The sequence below is a fragment of the Streptomyces sp. NPDC004111 genome, assembly GCF_042874215.1.
GTDB lineage: Bacteria > Actinomycetota > Actinomycetes > Streptomycetales > Streptomycetaceae > Streptomyces.
Map to the genome: position 1 here is coordinate 55,530 of NZ_JBIAMU010000013.1, position 20,015 is coordinate 75,544.

At 72.1% G+C, this 20,015-nt stretch carries 18 protein-coding genes; 6 read left to right on the plus strand and 12 right to left on the minus strand.

The genetic code is table 11. The features are described from left to right. Positions 1–4: 4 nt before the first annotated feature. The 5 genes from ACFYVL_RS24765 to ACFYVL_RS24785 form a co-directional block, all read right to left on the minus strand. Positions 5–1,405, minus strand: a complete 1,401-nt coding sequence (locus ACFYVL_RS24765) for a cryptochrome/photolyase family protein (RefSeq protein ID WP_389248333.1) — start codon at positions 1,403–1,405, stop codon at positions 5–7. Further along, the gene (locus ACFYVL_RS24770) at positions 1,402–2,160 is read right to left on the minus strand and encodes an anti-sigma factor domain-containing protein (RefSeq protein ID WP_389248335.1); all 759 of its coding nucleotides are present in this window, start codon (positions 2,158–2,160) and stop codon (positions 1,402–1,404) included. The genes ACFYVL_RS24765 and ACFYVL_RS24770 overlap by 4 nt, the downstream gene beginning before the upstream one ends. Beyond that, positions 2,157–2,741, minus strand: a complete 585-nt coding sequence (locus tag ACFYVL_RS24775) for a sigma-70 family RNA polymerase sigma factor (protein WP_389248337.1) — start codon at positions 2,739–2,741, stop codon at positions 2,157–2,159. Before ACFYVL_RS24775 ends, ACFYVL_RS24770 begins: the two co-directional genes overlap by 4 nt. Before the next feature lie 77 nt (positions 2,742–2,818). After that, on the minus strand, positions 2,819–3,310 hold the full coding sequence (locus tag ACFYVL_RS24780; RefSeq protein WP_389248339.1) for an ABA4-like family protein: 492 nt from the start codon (positions 3,308–3,310) through the stop codon (positions 2,819–2,821). After that, positions 3,307–4,269, minus strand: a complete 963-nt coding sequence (locus ACFYVL_RS24785) for a hypothetical protein (protein WP_389248341.1) — start codon at positions 4,267–4,269, stop codon at positions 3,307–3,309. Before ACFYVL_RS24785 ends, ACFYVL_RS24780 begins: the two co-directional genes overlap by 4 nt. Before the next feature lie 144 nt (positions 4,270–4,413). Between ACFYVL_RS24785 and ACFYVL_RS24790 the strand changes: the two genes are divergently transcribed. After that, positions 4,414–5,043: a MerR family transcriptional regulator gene (locus tag ACFYVL_RS24790; protein WP_389248343.1), complete on the plus strand. Its 630-nt coding sequence runs from the start codon at positions 4,414–4,416 to the stop codon at positions 5,041–5,043. A gap of 272 nt (positions 5,044–5,315) precedes the next feature. Here the strand turns inward: ACFYVL_RS24790 and ACFYVL_RS24795 are convergent, their stop codons facing one another. Beyond that, complete coding sequence (locus ACFYVL_RS24795; protein WP_389248345.1) at positions 5,316–6,161, minus strand: siderophore-interacting protein; 846 nt, start codon at positions 6,159–6,161, stop codon at positions 5,316–5,318. Positions 6,162–6,214: 53 nt separating this feature from the next. Continuing rightward, positions 6,215–7,120 carry a 5'-3' exonuclease H3TH domain-containing protein gene (locus tag ACFYVL_RS24800; protein ID WP_389248729.1) on the minus strand — a complete coding sequence of 302 codons (906 nt, stop codon included), beginning with the start codon at positions 7,118–7,120 and terminating at the stop codon, positions 6,215–6,217. A 302-nt stretch (positions 7,121–7,422) separates the two neighbouring features. On the opposite strand from ACFYVL_RS24800, the gene ACFYVL_RS24805 reads away from it, so the two are divergent. The 4 genes from ACFYVL_RS24805 to ACFYVL_RS24820 all read left to right on the plus strand — a co-directional run bounded on the left by ACFYVL_RS24805 (position 7,423) and on the right by ACFYVL_RS24820 (position 12,820). Then, positions 7,423–8,574: a glycine betaine/L-proline ABC transporter ATP-binding protein gene (locus ACFYVL_RS24805; protein ID WP_389248731.1), complete on the plus strand. Its 1,152-nt coding sequence runs from the start codon at positions 7,423–7,425 to the stop codon at positions 8,572–8,574. After that, positions 8,567–11,194 (plus strand): ABC transporter permease/substrate binding protein, encoded by a 2,628-nt coding sequence (locus ACFYVL_RS24810; protein WP_389248347.1) that lies wholly within the window; start codon positions 8,567–8,569, stop codon positions 11,192–11,194. Before ACFYVL_RS24805 ends, ACFYVL_RS24810 begins: the two co-directional genes overlap by 8 nt. Positions 11,195–11,377: 183 nt before the next feature. After that, a complete protein-coding gene (locus ACFYVL_RS24815; RefSeq protein ID WP_389248349.1) occupies positions 11,378–12,100 on the plus strand; it encodes a hypothetical protein in 723 nt (240 codons plus the stop codon). Positions 12,101–12,232: 132 nt separating this feature from the next. Then, entirely contained in the window at positions 12,233–12,820 is a 588-nt protein-coding gene (locus tag ACFYVL_RS24820) for a helix-turn-helix domain-containing protein (protein WP_389248351.1), read from the plus strand. A gap of 64 nt (positions 12,821–12,884) precedes the next feature. Here ACFYVL_RS24820 and ACFYVL_RS24825 read toward each other — a convergent pair whose 3' ends face one another. Next, a complete protein-coding gene (locus ACFYVL_RS24825) occupies positions 12,885–14,027 on the minus strand; it encodes a TDT family transporter (RefSeq protein WP_389248353.1) in 1,143 nt (380 codons plus the stop codon). A gap of 70 nt (positions 14,028–14,097) precedes the next feature. On the opposite strand from ACFYVL_RS24825, the gene ACFYVL_RS24830 reads away from it, so the two are divergent. Continuing rightward, the gene (locus ACFYVL_RS24830; RefSeq protein ID WP_389248355.1) at positions 14,098–15,045 is read left to right on the plus strand and encodes a LysR family transcriptional regulator; all 948 of its coding nucleotides are present in this window, start codon (positions 14,098–14,100) and stop codon (positions 15,043–15,045) included. Between the two features lie 149 nt (positions 15,046–15,194). Here ACFYVL_RS24830 and ACFYVL_RS24835 read toward each other — a convergent pair whose 3' ends face one another. From ACFYVL_RS24835 to ACFYVL_RS24850, 4 genes are all read right to left on the minus strand, one after another. Further along, the gene (locus ACFYVL_RS24835) at positions 15,195–16,748 is read right to left on the minus strand and encodes a beta-N-acetylhexosaminidase (RefSeq protein ID WP_389248357.1); all 1,554 of its coding nucleotides are present in this window, start codon (positions 16,746–16,748) and stop codon (positions 15,195–15,197) included. Between the two features lie 131 nt (positions 16,749–16,879). Then, positions 16,880–17,797 carry a carbohydrate ABC transporter permease gene (locus ACFYVL_RS24840; RefSeq protein WP_389248359.1) on the minus strand — a complete coding sequence of 306 codons (918 nt, stop codon included), beginning with the start codon at positions 17,795–17,797 and terminating at the stop codon, positions 16,880–16,882. Further along, positions 17,794–18,726, minus strand: coding sequence for a carbohydrate ABC transporter permease (locus ACFYVL_RS24845; RefSeq protein ID WP_389248361.1), 933 nt, complete (start codon positions 18,724–18,726; stop codon positions 17,794–17,796). Before ACFYVL_RS24845 ends, ACFYVL_RS24840 begins: the two co-directional genes overlap by 4 nt. Next, entirely contained in the window at positions 18,723–19,970 is a 1,248-nt protein-coding gene (locus ACFYVL_RS24850) for an extracellular solute-binding protein (RefSeq protein ID WP_389248733.1), read from the minus strand. Before ACFYVL_RS24850 ends, ACFYVL_RS24845 begins: the two co-directional genes overlap by 4 nt. Between the last annotated feature and the right edge of the window lie 45 nt (positions 19,971–20,015).

Here is a 20,015-nt window from a genome sequence, read left to right on the forward strand (position 1 = left end):
CGGGCTACTCCCGCGCCCGCTCGAAGCGGGCCCGTGCCTCCGCCAGGTCCACGATCGGGTCCGGATAGTCGAATCGGGCCCGCTCCAGACCCTCCAGGCGCCAGGGCTGGTGCACCGCCGAGCCCTCGAACTCCGCCAGCTCGGGCACCCAGCGCCGCACGTAGTCCCCGTGCGGGTCGAACCGCTTGGCCTGGGCGAGCGGGTTGAGGATCCGGTTGGGGCGGGTGTCGGTGCCGGTGCCCGCCGCCCACTGCCAGTTCAGCTGGTTGTTCGCGACGTCCCCGTCGACGAGCAGCGACAGGAAGTGGCGGGCGCCCACCCGCCAGTCCACGTACAGCGTCTTCGTCAGGAAGCTCGCCACCAGCAGCCGGCCCCGGTTGTGCATCCAGCCCTCGTGCGCCAGCTGCCGCATCGCCGCGTCGACCACCGGGAACCCGGTGAGCCCCGCCTTCCAGGCCTCGATCTCCTTGGCGTCCGAGCGCCAGCGGTCGTGCCGCTCGCGGTAGTTGGACCAGGAGGCGGCGGGCCGGGCGGCCAGCACCTGGTGGTGGAAGTCCCGCCACGCCAGCTGCCGCACGAACGCCTCCGCGCCCGCGCCGCCCTTCTGCTGCGCCCGCTGCACCGCCTCCACCGGGGACAGACAGCCGAAGTGGAAGTAGGGGGACAGCTTGGAGGTCGCGTCGCCGGGCAGGTCGTCGTGCCGGTCCTCGTACGCCTGGATGCCGGAAGAGGCGTCCGCCAGCCAGGAGTTGAACTTCTTTCGTGCCACCTGCTCGCCACCGGTGGCCAGTCCGGGCGAGAGGTCCCCGGCCTTCTCCCGCGACGGCAGCGGATCGCTCGCCACCCACTCCGGCACCCGCACCACCCTGGGCGCCGCCACCACCGGCCGCGTCCCGGCCGCCGCCCACCGGCGGTGGTAGGGGGTGAACACGGCGAAGTGGTCGCTGCCGGAGCCCGAGGGGGTCTCCGCGCCGGGCGGCAGCGCCGTGATCACCGCGTCGTGCACCGCCAGTTCGCAGTCGTAGGGGGCCAGCGCGGTGCGCAGCCGGCGCTCGCGCCGCAGCGCGTACCCGCTGACCCCGCCCGCCACGTGCACCGCCGAGGCGCCGGTGTCGGCCACCACCCGGGCGGTCTCCCGCACCACGTCACCCGTACGGACGACCAGCCGGCCGCCCCGGTCGCGCAGCTCCGCGTCCAGCGAGGCCAGGCAGTCGGCGAGGAAGGCCTGCCGGTTCGGTGCCGCGAAGCCCGCCGCCCGCACTCCGTCGTCGATCACGAACAGCGGCACCACCTCGTGGCCGCCGCGCAGGGCCGCACGCAGCACCGGCTGGTCGTGGACGCGCAGGTCGGAGGTGAAAAGGACGACCGTGGTGCGGGACTCGCCCGCGTTGTTCGACGTGCTCATGCGGGGAACTCCATCAGTGCGACGGGATCTGTCGTCGGGGCGGGGGAGCCTCCGGCGGGTTCGACGGTGATGCCCATGCCGGACGCGGTGCCGACCTGGCCGTCCATCAGGACCGAGTCGGCGCGGGCGGCCGGGTTCAGCAGACCGGCCGCGCGCATGGTGCCGCCGTCGTTGAACCACAGCTGGTAGACCTTGCCCGCCGGTGGCTGCGGCAGCCCGGACGCCACGAACGCCGCCCGGTTCAGCCGGCGCGAGAGGACCACCGTCGCGTTCGCCCCGTCGGCGACCTTCCCGGTGGTGACCTTGGCGTCCGGTGCCGCCAGCACCGCGGCCAGCTGCTCGGCCCGCTGCTGCGCGGCCGACGCCTGTTCGGCCGCCCGCTGGTCGGCGTCCCGGGCCACCTGGTGCTGCCAGACGGCGACCCCGCCGAAGCCGGCCGCCGCGACCAGGCAGGCGGCCAGCGCGAACCGGGTCGCACTCCGGCCGAAGCGGCCCCGCACCCGCCCCGCGCGCACGGTCGCAGGGGGGTCCTGGCGCTCGGTGGCGATCCGCCGCAGCACCTCCCCCTTCATCCGCTCCGGGGGCGTCTGGGCCATCGCCCGGCCCAGCCGGGCCGCGGTGGAGGCCAGTTCGCGCACCTCCTGGGCGCACGACGGGCAGTCCGTGAGGTGCCGTTCGAAGGAGATCCGCTCGTCCTCCGGCAGCGCGTGCAGGGCGTACGCGCCGGTCAGCGTGTGCAGTTCGGCGGTGCTCATGTGCCCACCCCCAGGCAGTCGCGCAGCCGGATCAGCCCGTCGCGCATCCGTGTCTTGACCGTCCCCAGAGGTACGGAGAGGAGCTCGGCGACCTCGCGGTAGGCGAGGCCCCGGTAGTACGCGAGGGTCACCGACTGGCGCTGCAGCTCGGTGAGGGTGCGCAGACAGCGGCGCACCTGCTCGCGTTCGAGCCGCGCCTCCACCTGCTCGCTGACCTCGTCGTACGCGGGAGTGCGGTCGAGCAGCGCGGCCCGCTGCTCCCGGTCCGACGCCGCCTGCGCGGAACGCACCCGGTCCACCGCCCGCCGGTGCGCCAGGGTCAGTACCCAGGTCATCCCGCTGCCGCGGGCCGGCTGGAACCTGGCGGCGGTGCGCCACACCTCCACCAGGACCTCCTGGGCGACCTCCTCGGACTGGGCCGGATCGCGCAGCACGCTGCGGATCAGGCCCAGCACCGGCCCGCTGACCAGGTCGTAGACCCGGCCGAAGGCATCCTGGTCACCCCTGGCCACTCGGCTGATGAGCTCTTGCAGATCGGGCCCCGAAGGGGCCGGTCCACTGAGCTGGACGGCTTCTTTCACGCGGGTCGAACCTTCTCTCTCACACTGCGGACACTGGCTCCCACAGGGCATTCGGAGCCGGTGCGCACCCGGATTGGTCAGCCTGCCGCACCTTTCGCGTGCAGGTCGGCAGGGCCCGCCGGGCGGGTGCTCCGGTACCCGTCTGCCCGCCGTCGCGCGGTCCGCACGGCCCGCAGCACCAGGAAGATCAGCAGACCGATCGGCGAGAGCAGGACCGTCAGCACCAGCAACGGGCCCATCAGGAGCGGGTGCAGGCCCAGCCGGCGTGCTTCGAGGAACATCCACTGGCCGAGCAGCAGGTCCCAGGCGATGACCTGCGCCCAGATCGCTCCTGCGCCATCCGGCATGACCATCAGCGCCTGGAACCCCGCGAGGCTCGGGCTGCGGACCGCCGCCCACAGCTCGGGGAGGACCGGGAGCGCCAGCGCCAGGTAGACGAGGAGGACGGGCAGCACGGTCAGCGGCGAGCGGACGATCCGGAGCGTCCAGTGCCAACGCGGCGCCAGGATCATCAGCAGCCAGAACGGTGCGGCGCAGTAGAACGCCAGGTCGAAGAGGGTGGACGTCATGCCACGAGCTCCTTGTCGCGGTCGTGCCGGGGCCGCTGCTCCACCGGGCCGGTGCGCAGGGCGAAGAGGATTCCGGCCGCCGTCGCCAGGACGAGGGCGCCGGCCGCGGCCAGGGTGAGGCCGTCCGGGGCGACCAGCGCCTGGCCGCGCAGCGCCTGCCAGGTGACGAGGCCGAGCAGGGCGGCGTACGAGGCGGAGAGGACCGCGGTGAGCCGCAGCCGTACGCGGGGGTCGGCGAGACGGGCCAGGCGCGGGGCCAGAGCGACCATCAGCAGGACCGCCAGCGGCAGCAGTTGCAGCGAGTGCATGCCGACGAAGTGCGGGATGCGCAGGTCGCCGCCGGTGCTGGCCCAGCCGGTCACCGCCATCGACGGGCCGCCGTCGGCGACCCCCACCCCGTGGGCGCCGGTGGTGTCGGTGATGCCCGCCTTCAGCTGCGCGGCGGTCGGCCGGGTCATCAGGAAGCCGAGCGCCGCCCCCGCCAGGGCCAGTACCGCCCCCGCCTTCACGGCCAGCGATGCGGCCCGGTCGAGGATCTTCGTACGCAGTACCAGGACGGCGATCACCAGACTGCCGAGCCACAGGATCAGCACCGTGACGCCCATCAGGGCGAACAACGAGGCGTCCAGCGGGGTTTCGGTGTTGAAGTGGCTGCGCTTGCCGCGGGCGGCCTGGCCCACGACGAGCACCATCTCCGTCAGGCTCGCCGCCGCGACCACGGTGCCGGCCCAGTGGCCGATCCTGGCCCGCCGCCCCGCGGGCAGCAGCGACACCATCCAGGCCAGCGAGAGCCCGTAGGCGACGAACGACACCGAGAACTTGAAGGGCTTGAACCAGACGGGGGCGTGGGCGACGGTCCGGCCGTCGACGATCAGCCCGATGCCGGTGGCCACGGTTAACAGCACCATCAGGGCCGAGAAGACGACGAGCGGCCGGTGCCAGGTACGCCAAGTGTGCATGGGGGTCCCCCGGTTGCTTGGATGATCGATATGGATAGCAGCACTCGCCACTATCGGATAGGGGAACTATCCATGAGAGGATGGGAGTTGGCAAGAGGCGATTCAGGAAGGGCGGAAGGTGAACGCACGGTGCGCATTGGGGAGTTGAGCCGCAGAACCGGCGTCGCGGTGCCGACGATCAAGTTCTACGTACGCGAAGGGCTGCTCCCGGCAGGGGAGTTGACCAGCCCGAACCAGGCGAGCTACGGCGACGCGCACGAGCGGCGGCTGCGGCTGATCCGCGCGATGCTCGGCGCGGGCGGACTGTCGCTGGCCCGGATCAGGGAGGTGCTGGCGGTGGTGGACGACACCGCGACGCCGGTGCACAAACTGCTCGGCGAGGTCGCGATGACGGTCGCCGCACCCCTGGTGCCGCCGACCGGCGAGGCGGCCGAACCCTCAAAGCGGTCGCGGCGGCGCGTGGCGGAACTCGCCGAGCGGCGCGGCTGGGAGGTCCCGCCCGGTCACCCGGACGGCGACGCGCTCGCCCTCACGCTGACCGAGGCGGAACGGCTCGGGCACGAGGACTTCGCGGGCACGCTGGACGCCTACGCGGACGCGGCGGAGCGGGTGGCGGAGGCCGACCTGGAGTACGTCGGGGGCCGCGCGGCGGTGGACGACGTACTGGAGAGCGTCGTCGTGGGCATGGTGCTGGGCGACGCGATGTTCGGCTCACTGCGCAGGATCGCGCAGGCGGAGGAGTCACGGAGTCGGTACGAGGTGCGGGCGGAGTAGCGGCCGGGGCGGGCGCGAGGGGGCGGGGCGGGGCCGGGCCGGCCGGAGTACGGCCCGTGCACGGCGGACCGGGGCCCGGAATGCCCTTCGCCCCGCCGGGGTTCGGTGCCCGGCGGGGCGAAGGGTGATGGGGGCGGGTCCGGGGAGGACCGCGGTGCCCGGCGGTGGGGCGGGCCGGGGCCCGCACTCCGGCCGGGACCGCGGGCCCGGCGGCGCAGTGGGCCGGGGCCCGGACTCCTGGTGGAACCGGGGGCCCGGGTGCCCTGCGGGGCTCAGGCCGCGGGGGACTCCTGTTCCCGCTCCACCTGCTCGTTCCACTCGCGCTTGACCGCGCGCCAGGCGTCGTCGTCCTGGCCCAGTCGCCAGTAGCCCGAGATCGACAGCCGCTCGCGCGGGACCTCGCGGTCGATGCGCAGGTGCCGGCGCAGGTCCTTCACGAAGCCCGCCTCGCCGTGCACGAAGGCGTGCACGTCCCCGGCCGGGAAGGCCAGCTCGCGCACGGCCTCCACCAGCAGCTCGCCGACCGGGCGCCCGCCGCGGTGCAGCCAGGTCACCGCGACCCCGTCCGGGGTGACGATCTTCTGCTCCTCGGAGGCGTCGGGGACCTCGACGAAGGCGTGCACCACCGCGCCCTCGGGCATCCGCTCCAGCGAGGCCGCGATGGCCGGCAGCGCGCTCTCGTCGCCCACCAGCAGGTGCCAGTCGGCGGCCGGGTCCGGTGCGTAACCGCCACCCGGACCCAGGAAACGGACCGTCTCGCCGGGCTGCACCCGGGCCGCCCACGGTCCCGCCAGGCCCTCGTCGCCGTGCACGACGAAGTCGATGGCCAGTTCGCGGGCCTCGCCGTCCCAGCTCCGTACCGTGTACGTCCGGTTGGCCGGCCACTGGTCGGCCGGGAACTCCTCGCGGATGCGGGCCATGTCGAAGGGCTCCGGGTAGGTCACCCCGGGCGCCGGGAAGAGCACCTTGACGTAGTGGTCGGTGAACTCGTCGGCGCCGAGGCTCGCGAGGGCCTCGCCGCCGAGGACGACGCGCACCATGTGCGGGGTGATCCGCTCGGTGCGCACCACCGTCGCCTCGTGGGCTCGCGGTGCCTTGCGGGCCGGTCGTTCTGCCACAGTGTTCTCCCCAGGTACGACTGCATGTGCTTAGGCTTACCTAAGTTAGCAGCTCACTTCTGGAGTACCGAGAGCAGGCGCTGCAAAGAACCTCCCAAGCCCCAGCGCTCGGCGAGCGCGTCCAGCGCGGCGGGATCGCGCGGCGCGGCGGGCAGTGCGGGGTCGAAGGAGGGCAGGGGCACGTCGCTCGCGACGCGCACCACCTTCGGCGCCACCGCGATGTACGGCCGGGCCTCGTCCAGCCGCTTGCGCTGGGCGGGGGTGATCCTGGAGGCGGGATCGTCGACCGCCGCCATGATTCCCGCGAGGTCGCCGTACGCGTCGAGCAGCTTGGCGGCGGTCTTCTCGCCGATGCCGGGGACGCCCGGCAGTCCGTCGCTCGGGTCGCCGCGGAGCAGGGCGAGGTCCACGTAACCGGGGCCGTCCACCCCGTACCGCTCGCGCAGCCAGGCCTCGTCGGTGACCTGGAGCGTGCCGACGCCCTTGAGCGGGTAGAGGATGCGGCGCTCGCGGGCGTCGTCGACCAGCTGGAAGAGGTCGCGGTCGCCGGTGACGACGTCCACCGGGCCGCTCGCGCGGCCGGTCAGGGTGCCGATCACGTCGTCCGCCTCGTACCCGTCGGCGCCGATGCGGGCGATGCCGATCGCGGCGAGGACCTCCTCGATCACCGGGACCTGGGGGGAGAGGGTGTCCGGGGTCTCCTCGGCGTCCGGGGCGCCCTCGATCTCCTCGGCGACGCGGTGCGCCTTGTAGGAGGGGATGAGGTCCACCCGCCACTGCGGGCGCCAGTCGTTGTCCCAGCAGGCCACCAGGTCGTCCGGGCGGTGGTCCTGGACCAGGCGTGCGACGAAGTCGAGCAGGCCGCGCACCGCGTTGACGGGGGTGCCGTCGGGGGCGCGGACCGAGTCCGGGACCCCGAAGTAGGCCCGGTAGTAGAGGGAGGCGGTGTCGAGGAGCATCAGGCGTCGGGTCACGCTCCCGATGATGCCGCACGGCACTGACACCGGCCCGTTACCCGGTGATCCGTGCGGGTAAAGAGGACAAAGTCGGCCCAAAGCTCAACTTCGAGGTGAACTGGATCACTTTCCGTTTGGCTCGTGCGGCCCCGGGCAGCAGCGCAGACGGAGCGGACCTCGTCCGAAGTTCAACTTCTTGATGTGAAGTGCATCTTCCGGGTGGGGGAAGCGGGCCGAATCCGTGCCGCTCCACGACCCGCGCACGGGGGTGGCGGGTCGTCCTTGGTTCGATACGTGAGGTGTATGTGTCCAGGCTCCAGGCCGAGAACCTGTACAAGGTGTTCGGCAGACGACCCGGCGAGGCGGTCAAGCGGCTCGAAGGCGGTGCCGACCGCGAGGAACTGCGCGCCGAAGGTACGACGGCCGCGGTGATCGACGCCTCGTTCACCGTCGAGCCCGGCCAGATATTCGTGGTCATGGGCCTCTCGGGCTCCGGCAAGTCCACGCTGCTGCGCATGCTCAACGGACTGCTCGACCCGACCTCCGGGCGCGTCCTGTTCGACGGGCAGGACGTGACCGCCCTGTCCGACAAGGACCTGCGCGAGGTCCGCGCCAAGAAGATCTCCATGGTCTTCCAGCACTTCGCGCTCTTCCCGCACCGCAGTGTGCTGGAGAACGCCGCGTACGGTCTCGAAGTGCAGGGAGTCGCGCGCGAGGAGCGCGAGAAGCGCGCCACCGAGGCACTGGAGATGGCCGGCCTCAAGGGCTGGGAGAAGTCCTGGCCCGACGAGCTGTCCGGCGGTATGCAGCAGCGCGTGGGCCTGGCCCGCGCCCTGGCCACCGACGCCGACCTGCTCCTCATGGACGAGTCGTTCTCGGCGCTCGACCCGCTGATCCGCCGCGACATGCAGGACCAGCTGCTCGAACTCCAGAAGACCCTGAAGAAGACCATCGTCTTCATCACCCACGACCTCAACGAGGCCATGCGCCTCGGCGACAACATCGCCGTGATGCGCGACGGCCGCATCGTCCAGCTGGGCACCGCCGAGGACATCCTCGTCACGCCCGCCAACGAGTACGTCGCCTCCTTCACCCAGGACGTCGACCGCTCCCGCGTGCTGACGGCCGGCGCCATCATGGCCGAGCCGCACACCGCCGTGGGCGCCCCGGACGACCAGGGCAAGGAACTGCGCACCCCGCAGGACGTGCTGGCCGCCGCCCCGGCGAAGGTCACCGCGGACACCCCGATCATCGAGCTGTTCACGCCGTGCTCGACGAGCGGTGTTCCGGTCGCCGTGACCGACGCGAAGGGCTCCCTGATCGGCGTCGTACCGCGCGCCCGGCTGCTCGCCGTGCTCGGCGAGCCGATGGAGCCCGCGGAGGCCGCCCCGGCCGCGGACGCGGTGGAGAAGGACGGAAAGACCGTGAGCACGAAGAAGGTGGCCGCCGATGCCTAGGCTCCACCTCGGCCAGTGGGTCGACTCCGCCGTCGACTGGCTGACCCAGAACCTGGGTTGGCTCTTCGACTTCATCTCCACCGTCGTCGGTGGCATGCAGGAGGGCATCTACGCCGTCCTCAGCGCGCCGAACGCGTTCCTGATGGCGGGCATCCTCGCGATCATCGCGTTCTGGCTGCGCGGCCTCACCGCCGGTGTGCTGTCCTTCGTCGGCTTCGCCCTGATCGACTCCATCGAGCTGTGGGACGACGCCATGTCGACCCTCTCGCTGGTCCTCGTCGCGACCATCATCACGATGATCATCGCGATCCCGCTGGGCATCTGGGCCGCGCGCTCGGACAAGGTCAGCGCCGTGACCAGGCCGGTCATGGACTTCATGCAGACCATGCCCGCCATGGTCTACCTGATCCCCGGCATCCTCTTCTTCGGCGTCGGCGCCGTCCCCGGCATCATCGCCACCATCATCTTCTCGCTGCCCCCGGGCGTGCGCATGACCGAGCTGGGCATCCGGCAGGTCGACGGCGAACTGGTCGAGGCGGCCGAGGCGTTCGGCACCAAGCCCGGCAACATCCTGCGGCGCATCCAGCTGCCGCTGGCCCTGCCGACGATCATGGCGGGCATCAACCAGAAGATCATGCTCTGCCTCTCGATGGTCGTCATCGCGGGCATGGTCGGCGCCGGCGGCCTCGGCGGCGCGGTCTACCGCGCCATCGGCAACGTCGACATCGGCCTCGGCTTCGAGGCGGGCATCTCCATCGTCATCCTGGCGATGTACCTGGACCGCATCACCAGCGCCTTCGGCACCGCCGTCTCCCCGCTGGGCCGGCGCGCCCTGGCCAAGGCCCGTGCCATGGCCGGCGGGTCGAAGTTCCTGACCTACCGCCCGCAGCCCGTCGTCGCCGTCGCCGGCATCGTCGTCCTCGCGCTCGTCGCGGGCAGCATGAGCGTGTTCGGCGGCAAGAAGGCCGACGAGGCGGGCGACCCGTCGCAGATCGGCAAGGGCAAGAAGATCTCCATGGGCTACATCCCGTGGGACGAGGGCATCGCCTCCACCTTCCTCTGGAAGGAGATCCTGGAGCAGCGCGGCTTTACGGTCGACGCCAAGCAGTACGAGGCGGGCGCCCTGTACACCGGTCAGTCCACGGGTCAGATCGACCTCAACACGGACGCCTGGCTGCCCACCACGCACGCCCAGTACTGGGCCAAGTACAAGGACAAGCTGGAGGACATGGGCGCCTGGTACGGCCCGACGTCCCTGGAGCTGACCGTCCCCGAGTACATGACGGACATCAACACGATGGACGACCTCAAGGGGAAGGCCGACAAGTTCGGCGGCAAGATCATCGGCATCGAGCCCAGCGCCGGTGAGATGGGTCTGCTCAAGGACAAGGTCCTCGGCGCCTACGGCCTCGACAAGGAGTACAAGCTCGTCGAGGGCTCCACGCCCGGCATGCTGGCCGAGCTGAAGCGCGCGTACGCCAAGAAGGAGCCGATCGTGGTTCCGCTCTGGTCGCCGCACTGGGCGTACAACGAGTACAAGCTGAAGAAGCTCAAGGACCCCAAGGGTGCCTGGGGCGAGGGCGACGGCGTCCACACGCTGGCCCGCAAGGGCTTCTCGGCGGACAACCCCGAGGTCGGCAAGTGGATCAAGGACTTCAAGCTGGACGAGAAGCAGCTCACCAGCCTTGAGGCGCAGATCGTGAAGTCCGGCAAGGGCAAGGAGCAGGACGCCGTCCGCACCTGGCTGGGGTCCAACCCCGGCCTGGTCGACAAGCTCGCCCCGGTCGCCAAGACCGCCAAGGCGGCCAACGGCAAGGACGAGCGAGACCGCGCGGTCGAGATGGGCTGGTTCCCTTGGGAAGAGGACATCGCCGCCACCTACCTGTGGAAGAACGTCCTGGAGCAGCGCGGCTACAAGATCAACCTCAAGCAGTTCGAGGTCGGTCCGATGTACGCGGCCCTGGCCGGCGGTGACGTCGACGTCCAGCTCGACGGCTGGCTCCCGTACACGCAGAAGAACTACTGGGACAAGTACAAGGACAAGCTGACCGACGTCGGCTCCTGGTACGGCCCCACCTCCATCGAGGTCGCCGTCCCGTCCTACGTCAAGGACGTCAAGTCCCTGGAGGACCTCAAGGGCAAGGGCGACAAGTTCAACGGCAGGATCATCGGCATCGAGGCGGGCACCGCCACGATGAAGAACCTCAAGGAGAACGTCCTGCCCGGCTACGGCCTGGACAAGGAGTACAAGGTCGTCGACAGCTCCACGCCGGGCATGCTGGCCGAGCTGAAGCGCGCGTACGCCAAGAAGGAGCCGGTCGCCGTCCTGCTGTGGACCCCGCACTGGGCGTACAACCAGTACGAGATGACCAAGCTGAAGGACTCCAAGAAGCTCTTCGGCGAGGGCGACCGCCTGCACATCATCGGCAACAAGGACTTCGGGTCCAACTACCCGCAGCTCACCGAGTGGTTCAAGAACTTCAAGCTGGACGAGAAGCAGCTCGCCAGCCTGGAGAACGAGATCCAGAAGCGCGGCACCGGCCACGAGCCGGAGGCCGTCGAGGCCTGGATGAAGGAGAACCCCGGCATCGCCGAGAAGATGGCCCCGGCCGCGGGCTGACCGCCCCGGGCGCGCCGGCCGGACCCCGGTCCCCGGGCGCGACGCCAACTCACCGGGTGGGCCCCGCCGTTCGCACTGTGCGAGCGGCGGGGCCCACTCGTGTGCCGGGCCGTGCACCGCCCCGCGGCTCGGGACTTTCGTCCCTTACGCCAGGATCCGCCGCCTTCTAGCCTGTGCGGAAGTATGAACCGCCACGAGACGATGCGCCCCGGAGCCCCCGCGGACTCCTGCCCGCCGTACCCTCCCGCCGCCCCGGGCCCGCATCTCCCCCCTGCCTCGCACGCCCCCGACGCCCCCGTGATCTGGCGCTCCGCGCTCGCCTGGGGGCTGGTGCCGCTGCTGAGCGCGGGCCTGCTGACCTTCGTACCGTTCGCCTGGTGGGCGGGTACCACCCGCCGCTGGAGCCACGCGCTCCAGGCCTTCGGCTGGGCCTGCGCGTCCGTCGCCCTGATCGTGCTGCTCCCCGAGGAGGAGAGCCCCTTCGACTGGGCGCTCGTGCTGTTCTGGGTGCTCGGACTGTGCGCGGTGGTCGTGGCCGGTGTCCGGCTGCCGTCCGCCGCCGACCGGGCCCACCGTGAGGCACTGCGCGCGGCCAGGCGGCGCGCCGCCCGGCGCACCGAGGCCAGGGAACTGCTGGCCAGGAGCCCGGAGCTGGCCCGGGACCTGCACATCGGCCGCCCCGACCTGCCGCGCGGCTACGACGACGGCGGACTGATCGACCTCAACACCGTCCCCGCCCGGGTACTGGTCGACCTGCTGGGCTGGACCCCCGCCCAGGCCGACCGGGCCGTCGACGTCCGCACCCGGCTCGGCCGCTTCGCGGACGCCCGCGAGGTCATCGCCTACACGGACGTCCCCCCGGCCGCCGTCGACGCGGCGGGCCCCCTGCTGGTCTTCTCCGCCTGAGCGCCGCACGACCCCCGGTACAGGGCTGACGGAGTTGTGCGACCCAGGTGTGACATGTGTACGAAACGATGGCACCAAGCTGCGTAGTCTGCTGTCCGACGGTGGAAAGAACGGTGGGGGAGGGGAGCTGTGATGTCGAAGGAAGAGAAGGACAAGAAGGACGACAAGGAGATCCTTCGGGTCGGCACGGCCGTCCGGAGGCGGCGCCGTGCCCTGGAGCTCACCCTTGCCGTGGTGGCCCGGCGCAGCGGCCTGTCCGTGCCCTTCCTCAGCCAGATAGAGAACGAGCGGGCGCGGCCCAGCATGCGTTCGCTCCAGCGGGTCGCCGAGGCACTGGAGACCACCGCCGTCCAGCTGCTCGCCGCCGCCGGCTCCGCCCTCTCCGTCGATCTCGTACGGGCAGCCGAGGACCCGGGGCTCGAACCCGGCTCCGGCGTACGGCCCCTGGTGCGCGGCCACCACCAGCTGCACGCCCTGGAGTTCACCGGCATGCAGGACGCCGGGCGGGAGTACCAGCACCGCAACGACGAGCTGATGTACGTCGCGGACGGCGCCGTCGAGGTGGAGGCGGAGGGCCGCGCCTACCGGCTCTCCCGGGGGGACACCCTGCACCTGTCCGGCGGGGTGCGGCACCGCTGGCGGGCCACCGAGCCGGGCACCCGGCTCGTGGTGGTCGCGGTGGGCGAGCACATCGACGCCGCGGACGACACCAGACGCTGACCCCGTCGTGCCCCGCCGCCCCGCCCTGGCGCGGGCGGGGCGGCGGGGCTTCGGGGCGGCCGGCTCAGTCGAGCGCCGGGCGCACCGGCGCCGCCAGCAGCGACCCGGTCAGCAGGCCCCGCAGCGTGTGGCAGGCGGCCGTCGCCCACGCGCCCACCAGCAGGACGAACAGCCCCGCGGCCAGCCACCCCAGCGCGTCCAGCCCGGTGTGCCGGGCCAGTCCCGCCGCGCCCGTCACGCACGTACCGACGGGGAAGGTGAAGCCCCACCAGGTCATCGCGAACGGCATGCCCGCCCGCGCCGCCCTGAGCACCAGCGCCGTCGCCAGCGCCAGCCACAGCAGGGCGAAGCCCATCACCGGGACCCCGTAGACGACGGCGAACGCCTCGAACGCGTGGGCGTACCGCGCGTCCGTCGCACCCGGCGCGACGTCCGCGAGCTGGTTCACCGCGGTGGTGGACTGGCCCAGCGGGCCGAGCACCAGGAACAGCGTCGGGGTCAGGGCCGACGGCAGCGGACCGTGCACCAGCAGCCGGGTCAGCACCAGGGGAAGCAGCATCAGGGTGGCCAGCAGGCTCAGGCCGAACATCGCGTAGCAGCCCAGCAGCATCGCGGTCCTGGCCTGCCCGGCGGGCAGGTGCGGTATCAGCTGCGGCCCCAGGGCCGCCGACACCATCGGCGCCACCACCGGCAGCAGCCAGACCGGCGACGCGGTGTGCACGCCCTCTATCCGGTGCCGCACGACCATCAGGTACGGGACCCCGGCCGCGACCAGCAGCGAGAGCAGGGTGCCCACGCTCCACAGCACCGTGCCGACCGCGAGGGCCGCGGTGGCGCCGATCACGTCCTGCCCCACCGCCACGGTGGCGCCGCCGACCGCCAGCACCGCCATCGCGAAACAGCCGTAGAACGGGGCCACCGCCGGGTCGCGCAGATGGGCCCGCGCCTGGTCGCGGTGGCCGCGCCAGTGGCCCGCCCGCGCCACCAGCAGCACCACGAGCGCGACGGCGGCCAGCGCCCAGGCCACGGTCAGGGCGGGGCGCAGCACGGGGGAGCGGAACGGCAGGGCGTTGCCCGCGGTGGCCAGGATCGCGGTGCCCATGATCGTCGCGTACCAGTTCGGGCCGAGCCTGCGCAGCGGGGAATCGGCGGCGGCGACGGCGGCCTCGGGGGCGTCGGGGAGGGAGTGCTGCGCGGTAGTGACCATGGAGCCAGCTTGCGCGCGGGGCAGGGCTCCCACCAGGGAGCACTGCCCTATGAGCACATAAGCTGGGGTTATGACTGCCGACGATCCCGCCGCCCGGACCCGCCCCGCCGAGCCGGGCCTGCTCGCCCACCGCGTGCCGGACCTCGCCGCGCTGGAACTGCTGCTCGCGGTGGCCCGCCTCGGCAGCCTGGGGCGGGCCGCGCGGGAGGTGGGGATCTCGCAGCCCGCGGCGAGCGGACGGATCCGCTCGACGGAGCGGCAGCTCGGGGTGACGCTGGTGGAGCGTTCGCCGCGCGGCTCGCGGCTGACCGAGGCGGGGGCACTGGTCACGGACTGGGCGCGGCGGATCGTGGAGGCCGCGGAGGCGTTCGACGCCGGGGTGCAGGCGCTGCGCGGCCGGCGGGACTCGCGGCTGCGGGTCGCGGCCAGCATGACGATCGCCGAGTACCTGCTGCCGGGCTGGCTGGTGGCGCTCCGGTCGGAGCGCCCCGGCACCGCCGTCTCGCTCCTCGCGGGCAACTCGGCGGCCGTCGCCGGGCAGGTGCGGGAGGGTTCGGCGGACCTGGGCTTCGTGGAGGGCCTCGCCGTCCCTCAGGGCCTGGACGAGGTCGTCGTCGGCCACGACAGGCTGGTGGTGGTGACCGCGCCGGCCCACCCGTGGGCCCGCCGCCGCAGCCCGCTGCGGGCCGCGGAGCTGGCCGCCACCCCGCTCATCCTGCGCGAGAAGGGCTCCGGCACCCGCCAGGTCCTGGACGCGGCACTGGCCGAACACGGCGGGCTCAGCGCGCCGCTGCTGGAGTTCTCCTCGACGACGGCGGTCAAGGCGGCTGCGGTGAGCGGCGCCGGCCCGAGCGTGCTGAGCGAACTGGCGGTACGCGAGGAACTGGCGGCGGGCCGGCTGGCCCGGGTGCCGGTGGAGGGGGTGCGGCTGCGCCGGGACCTGCGCGCGGTCTGGCGCACCGGCCCGCCCCCGGCCGGCCCGGCCCGCGACCTGCTGTCCCTGACCGGACGCGGCTAGCACGCGCCCCCGGGGCCGGGCCCCGGCGGGCCCGGCCCGAAGGACACGCCCCGGCGGGCCCGGCCCGAAGGACACGCCCCGGCGGGCCCGGTCCGAAGGACACGCCCCGGGCCCGTCGTCCCGCCGCCGGCCGGCCGTGCCCGTGCGTCCTATTCCGCCGCCGGACCGGCCGTGCCCGTGCGACTGCGGGCGTCCCGTACCCCCAGGGCCTCCAGCCTGTCCCCGTGCGGGACCAGGCGCCGTGCGAAGTCCGTGAACTCCCGCTGGCCGCGGGCCGCCCAGGCCACCTCCGCGAGGGCGCACAGGCGGGGGAACGCCAGGTGTTCGCAGTGGTCCGGGGTGGACCAGTACTCGCTCCAGAGCTGGCCCTGGGTGCCGATCACCCGCTCCTGCGCGGCCGGTTCCCACTCCTCGGGGGCGGGCTCGAAGTCGTACACGTCCCGCAGGGAGACAACGTTGCCAGGCTGGCCCGGCGGCTCGGACGCGGCGTCGGACTGCGCGTAGTCGAGGTAGGTGGCCCGGTGCGGAGCCATGATCACGTCCTGGCCGGAGCGCGCCGACACCAGGCCGTGGTCCGCGTCGATCCAGCTCACCGCGGTGTACTCGGGCCCCAGGTCCTTGCCGTCCGTCGTCCAGCCGACCGGCCTGCGCCCGTGCGCGAGGAGGAACTCGGCGATCCGGTCCATGAACCAGCCGTGCAGGGCCGCCGGTTCCGCGAGTCCCAGCTCGGCCGCCCGCTCCCGGGCGTACGGCGCCTCCTCCCACTCCCGGACCGGGCACTCGTCGCCGCCGACGTGGATGTAGCGGGACGGGAAGATGTCCATGACCTCGGCCAGGACCGCCCGGCAGAAGTCCAGGGTCTCGTCGTGCACGCCGAAGACGGTCTCGCACACCCCCCAGCGGGTCCAGACGTCGAGCTGCCGCTCGGGGTCGTTGCCCAGTTCCGGGTACGCGGCGAGCGCCGCCCGCGCGTGGCCCGGCATCTCGACCTCGGGGACGACGGTGACGCCCCGGTCTGCCGCGTACTCCACCAGGGAGACGAGTTCCTCGCGGGTGTAGGAGCCGCCGTGCGGCACCCCGTCGCCCAGTGTTTCGGCCCGTACGCCGCCCACCTCGGTCAGCCGCGGGTAGCCCGGCACCGGCAGCCGCCAGCCCTGGTCGTCCGTGAGGTGCAGATGCAGCACGTTCAGCTTGTGGAAGGCCAACAGGTCGACAAAGCGACGTACGTAGGAGATCGGCTGGAAGTGCCGGGCGACGTCCAGCATCGCCCCGCGCCAGCGGAAGCGCGGGGTGTCCGTGATCTGGGCGCAGGGCAGCGCCCAGCGCAGGCCCGGCACCGGCACACTCAGCAGGGCCTCGGGCGGCAGGAGCTGACGGAGCGTCTGGACGCCGCGCAGCAGGCCCTCGGGCCGGGCCGCGCGGAGCATCACGGCGTCGGTGCCCACCGTGAGGCCGTACCCCTCGTCGCCGAGCCCGCTGAGGGCCGGCTCCACCGCGAGCACGATGCGCCCGTCGGCGGCGGCGGGCAGGGACAGACCGGTGGCCGGGGCGAGGAGCTTGCGCAGCAGCGCGGCTGCCCGCTCCGCGCCCGGCCCGATGCGCAGGGCCGTCGTGGGGTCCAGGACGAACTCGCCCTGGATCCGGGCGGACTGGGTGGGCCGGGGCACGAGGTTCAGCCCGGGGGCGGTGCGTGGTGCAGGCATGGCAGAGGTTCCCTTGACGAATGGCAGAGACGTGGAACGGGTCCGGCGGCCCCTCGTGGGAAGGGCGTCCGGCGGACGGAGGCCGGCCGCGGGGCGATGGACGCGTCCGGTGGAGCGGGCCGGGGGGGGCGTCAGCCCTTGACCGCGCCGCCGGTCATACCGGCGGCGACCTTCCCCTGGAGCACCAGGAAGAGCACCAGGACCGGCAGGGCGAACAGCGTCGAGGCGGCCATGGTGGCGCCCCAGTCCGTTCCGAAGACGTTCGAGAAGGACGACAGCCACACCGGCAGCGACCGGTCGTCCTGGTTCTTGATGATCAGCATGTTGGCGTAGGCGAACTCGTTCCAGGCGGTGATCGTGCCGAAGAGCGAGGTCGACAGGAGGCCCGGCGCCAGCAGCGGGAAGGTGATCCGGCGGAACGCGCCCGCCCGGGTGCACCCGTCCACCTGTGCCGCCTCCTCCAGCTCCACCGGGATCCCGACCAGGAAGCTGCGCAGCGTGACGATGGTGAAGGGCAGATTGACCATGAAGTAGATCAGCGTCAGCATCGGCAGCCTGTCCAGCATGTCGGTGTCGCGCGCGATGATGTACATCGGGATCAGCAGCGAGCCCCACGGCGCCACCTGGGCCATGAAGACCAGCAGGTAGAAGCCGCGCCGCCCGCGCCAGCGCAGCCGGGCGACGGCGAAGGCCGCCCCCAGCGCCACCAGCAGGGCCAGCAGCACACTGCTGAAGGTCAGGAACAGGCTGTTGCGCCAGAACTGCCAGAAGCCGTCCGCCGCGACGGCCTTGCCGAAGTGCTCCAGGGTGAAGGAGGTCGGCAGGAACACCGGGGTGTCCGCCTGGATGTCCTCGGTCGGCTTGAACGCCGTGGAGATCATCCAGTAGACGGGGAAGACGGAGAGCACGAAGGTCAGCAGCGCCGCCAGGTTCAGCGGCAGCCGCCCCAGCACCCGTCCCGGACGCCGGGCCGTCCTCGGCCGGACCGCCGTGACGGCCGTGGCCGGCGGGCGGGCCGCCGTGGTCGCGGTGGTCGTGGTGGTGGTCACAGCTCCGCCTCCTCCTTGAACATCTGACGGGCGTACGCGACGAGCATGGCCACCAGGATCAGCACCGTGATCGTCGAGGCCGCGCCCGCGAGGTCGTACCGGTGCAGGGACTGGGCGACCTGGTACGCGTACACCGGCAGCGTGGTGGTGGAGCCGTCCGGGCCGCCCTTGCTGAGCGCCCAGATCTGGGCGAAGCAGGTGAAGGTCCAGATGATCTCCAGGCTGAGCACCAGACCGAAGACCGGCCGCAGGATCGGCAGGGTGATCGAGCGGAACATCCGCAGCCCGCTCGCCCCGTCCAGCCTGGCCGACTCGTACAGCTCGCCCGGCACGGTGATCAGCGCCGAGTGCAGGGTGATCGCCGCGAACGGCACCGACTGCCAGACGATCAGCACGACGAGGATCGCGAAGGTGGCCGGGCCGTTCGCGAACCAGGTGTAGTTCTGGTACGAGTCGAAACCCAGCTGGACGAGCAGCCAGTTGACCACGCCGAAGCGCGAGGCGAACAGCCACTGGAAGATCGTCGTGGTCGCGATGACCGGGCTCGCCCACGCCAGGACGAGGCCGCTCATCACCACGATCCGCATCACCTTGCCGAGCCGCTGGATCATCAGGGCGACCAGGGTGGCCAGGCCCATGATCAGTACGACGTTGAGGGTCGTCCACCACAGGGTGCGCCAGACGACCGTCCAGAAGCCCTCGTCGCCGAGGATCCTCGTGTAGTTCTCGAAGCCGACGAACTTCGCCTCGCCGCGGATGAGTTCGCCCATGCCGTAGCGCTGGAGCGAGATCACCACGTTGCGGACCAGCGGATAGACCAGCAGGTACAGCGCCCCGGCCACCGCGGGTGCGACCAGGAGGTACGGCCAGAAGGTGCGCGGCAGCGCCCGCGGCAGGGACAGGCCCGCGGCCCGGGGTGCCGTCTTCACGAGCCGAGCGTCCTGGTCATGCTCTCCGAGGCCTTCTTCGCCTCCGTGGCCGGGTCCTTGCCGGTGAGGACGGCGGTCATGTAGCCCTTGATCGGGTTGGTGGCCTCGACGGCCGCCCACTGCGGGGAGTTGGGGGTGGCCCGGCCGTTGGCCGCCGCCGCTGCCTGTGCCGCGGTGCCCTCGTCGCCCGCCGCCGCCTTGGCGAAGGACGTCTTGTTCGGTACGTAGCTCATGGTCTTCGCCATGTCCGTCTGCCACTTCTCCCCGGTGAGCGCCTTGACCACCTCGTACGCGGCGTCCTGGTGCGCGGAGGCCTCCGGGATGATCAGGTCCGAGCCGCCGGTGAAGGAGGCGCCGGGCTTGTCGGCGCTCTTGCCGGGGATCGGGAAGAAGCCGAACTTGCCCTTGAGCGCCGGGTTGGCCTCCTCGACGAGCTTCACGTTGCCGGGAACGGCCAGGTACTGCGAGACGTCGCCCTTGGAGGCCACGTCCACCTGGTTCGGCTTCGCCTCGTCGGAGTCCTTGGGGCCCTTGCCGAGCGCCTGGAGCTGCTTGTAGAACTCCATGCCCCGCAGCGCCTCGGGGGTGTCCAGCGCGCCCTTGTAGCTCTTGCCGTCCTTGACCGCGAGGTCGCCGCCCTCGTCCCAGACGAAGCCGGCCAGCGCGTACCAGGTCTGGCCGGGCAGGTAGATGCCCTGGTTGCCGCCCTTGTTGAGCTTGGCGGTGTCGGCGAGCCACTGCTCGCGGGTCCTGGGCACCTCCTTGATGCCGGCCTTGGCGAAGTGGTCCTTGTTGTAGATGACCACGCGGTTGGCCGCGTACCAGGGGATGCCGAACTGCTTGCCGTCGATGTTGCCCGGCTGGGCCAGGCCGGGCAGCCAGTCCTCGCCCTTGAGGTCGGCCTTCCTGTCGGTGAGGTCCTTGACGCCGCCGCTCGCCGCGTACTGGGCGACCTGGGTGTTGCCGACCTCGATCACGTCGGGTGCGTCGTTGCTGGCCAGCGCGGCGGTGATCTTCTCGCCGATGCCGTCCCACTCCTGGATCTGGACGTCCAGGGCGATGTTCTTGTGGGTGGCCGCGAAGTCCTTCCTGAACCGGGCCAGGTAGTCGTCGGTGACGCTGTCCTTCATCATCCACATCGTGACCTTCTGGGGGCCGTCCGCGGACTTCGGGTCGTCGGAGGAGCCGCACGCGGCGAGCGTGGCGGTCAGCCCGAGTACCGCACAGCCGGCGGCGAGACGCATTCTTGCGGGACGTGCGGACGCGGGGTTCGCAGAAGACACGGTGGA

Bases quoted from the DNA above. Each gene is read 5' to 3' on its own strand.
- ACFYVL_RS24825 (WP_389248353.1), bottom strand. From the start codon at position 14,027: ATGGTCACTACCGCGCAGCACTCCCTCCCCGACGCCCCCGAGGCCGCC.
- ACFYVL_RS24770 (WP_389248335.1), bottom strand. From the start codon at position 2,160: ATGAGCACCGCCGAACTGCACACGCTGACCGGCGCGTACGCCCTGCAC.
- ACFYVL_RS24810 (WP_389248347.1), top strand. From the start codon at position 8,567: ATGCCTAGGCTCCACCTCGGCCAGTGGGTCGACTCCGCCGTCGACTGG.
- ACFYVL_RS24835 (WP_389248357.1), bottom strand. From the start codon at position 16,748: ATGCCTGCACCACGCACCGCCCCCGGGCTGAACCTCGTGCCCCGGCCC.
- ACFYVL_RS24765 (WP_389248333.1), bottom strand. From the start codon at position 1,405: ATGAGCACGTCGAACAACGCGGGCGAGTCCCGCACCACGGTCGTCCTT.
- ACFYVL_RS24815 (WP_389248349.1), top strand. From the start codon at position 11,378: ATGAACCGCCACGAGACGATGCGCCCCGGAGCCCCCGCGGACTCCTGC.
- ACFYVL_RS24820 (WP_389248351.1), top strand. From the start codon at position 12,233: ATGTCGAAGGAAGAGAAGGACAAGAAGGACGACAAGGAGATCCTTCGG.
- ACFYVL_RS24780 (WP_389248339.1), bottom strand. From the start codon at position 3,310: ATGACGTCCACCCTCTTCGACCTGGCGTTCTACTGCGCCGCACCGTTC.
- ACFYVL_RS24800 (WP_389248729.1), bottom strand. From the start codon at position 7,120: ATGCTCCTCGACACCGCCTCCCTCTACTACCGGGCCTACTTCGGGGTC.
- ACFYVL_RS24830 (WP_389248355.1), top strand. From the start codon at position 14,098: ATGACTGCCGACGATCCCGCCGCCCGGACCCGCCCCGCCGAGCCGGGC.
- ACFYVL_RS24850 (WP_389248733.1), bottom strand. From the start codon at position 19,970: ATGCGTCTCGCCGCCGGCTGTGCGGTACTCGGGCTGACCGCCACGCTC.
- ACFYVL_RS24785 (WP_389248341.1), bottom strand. From the start codon at position 4,269: ATGCACACTTGGCGTACCTGGCACCGGCCGCTCGTCGTCTTCTCGGCC.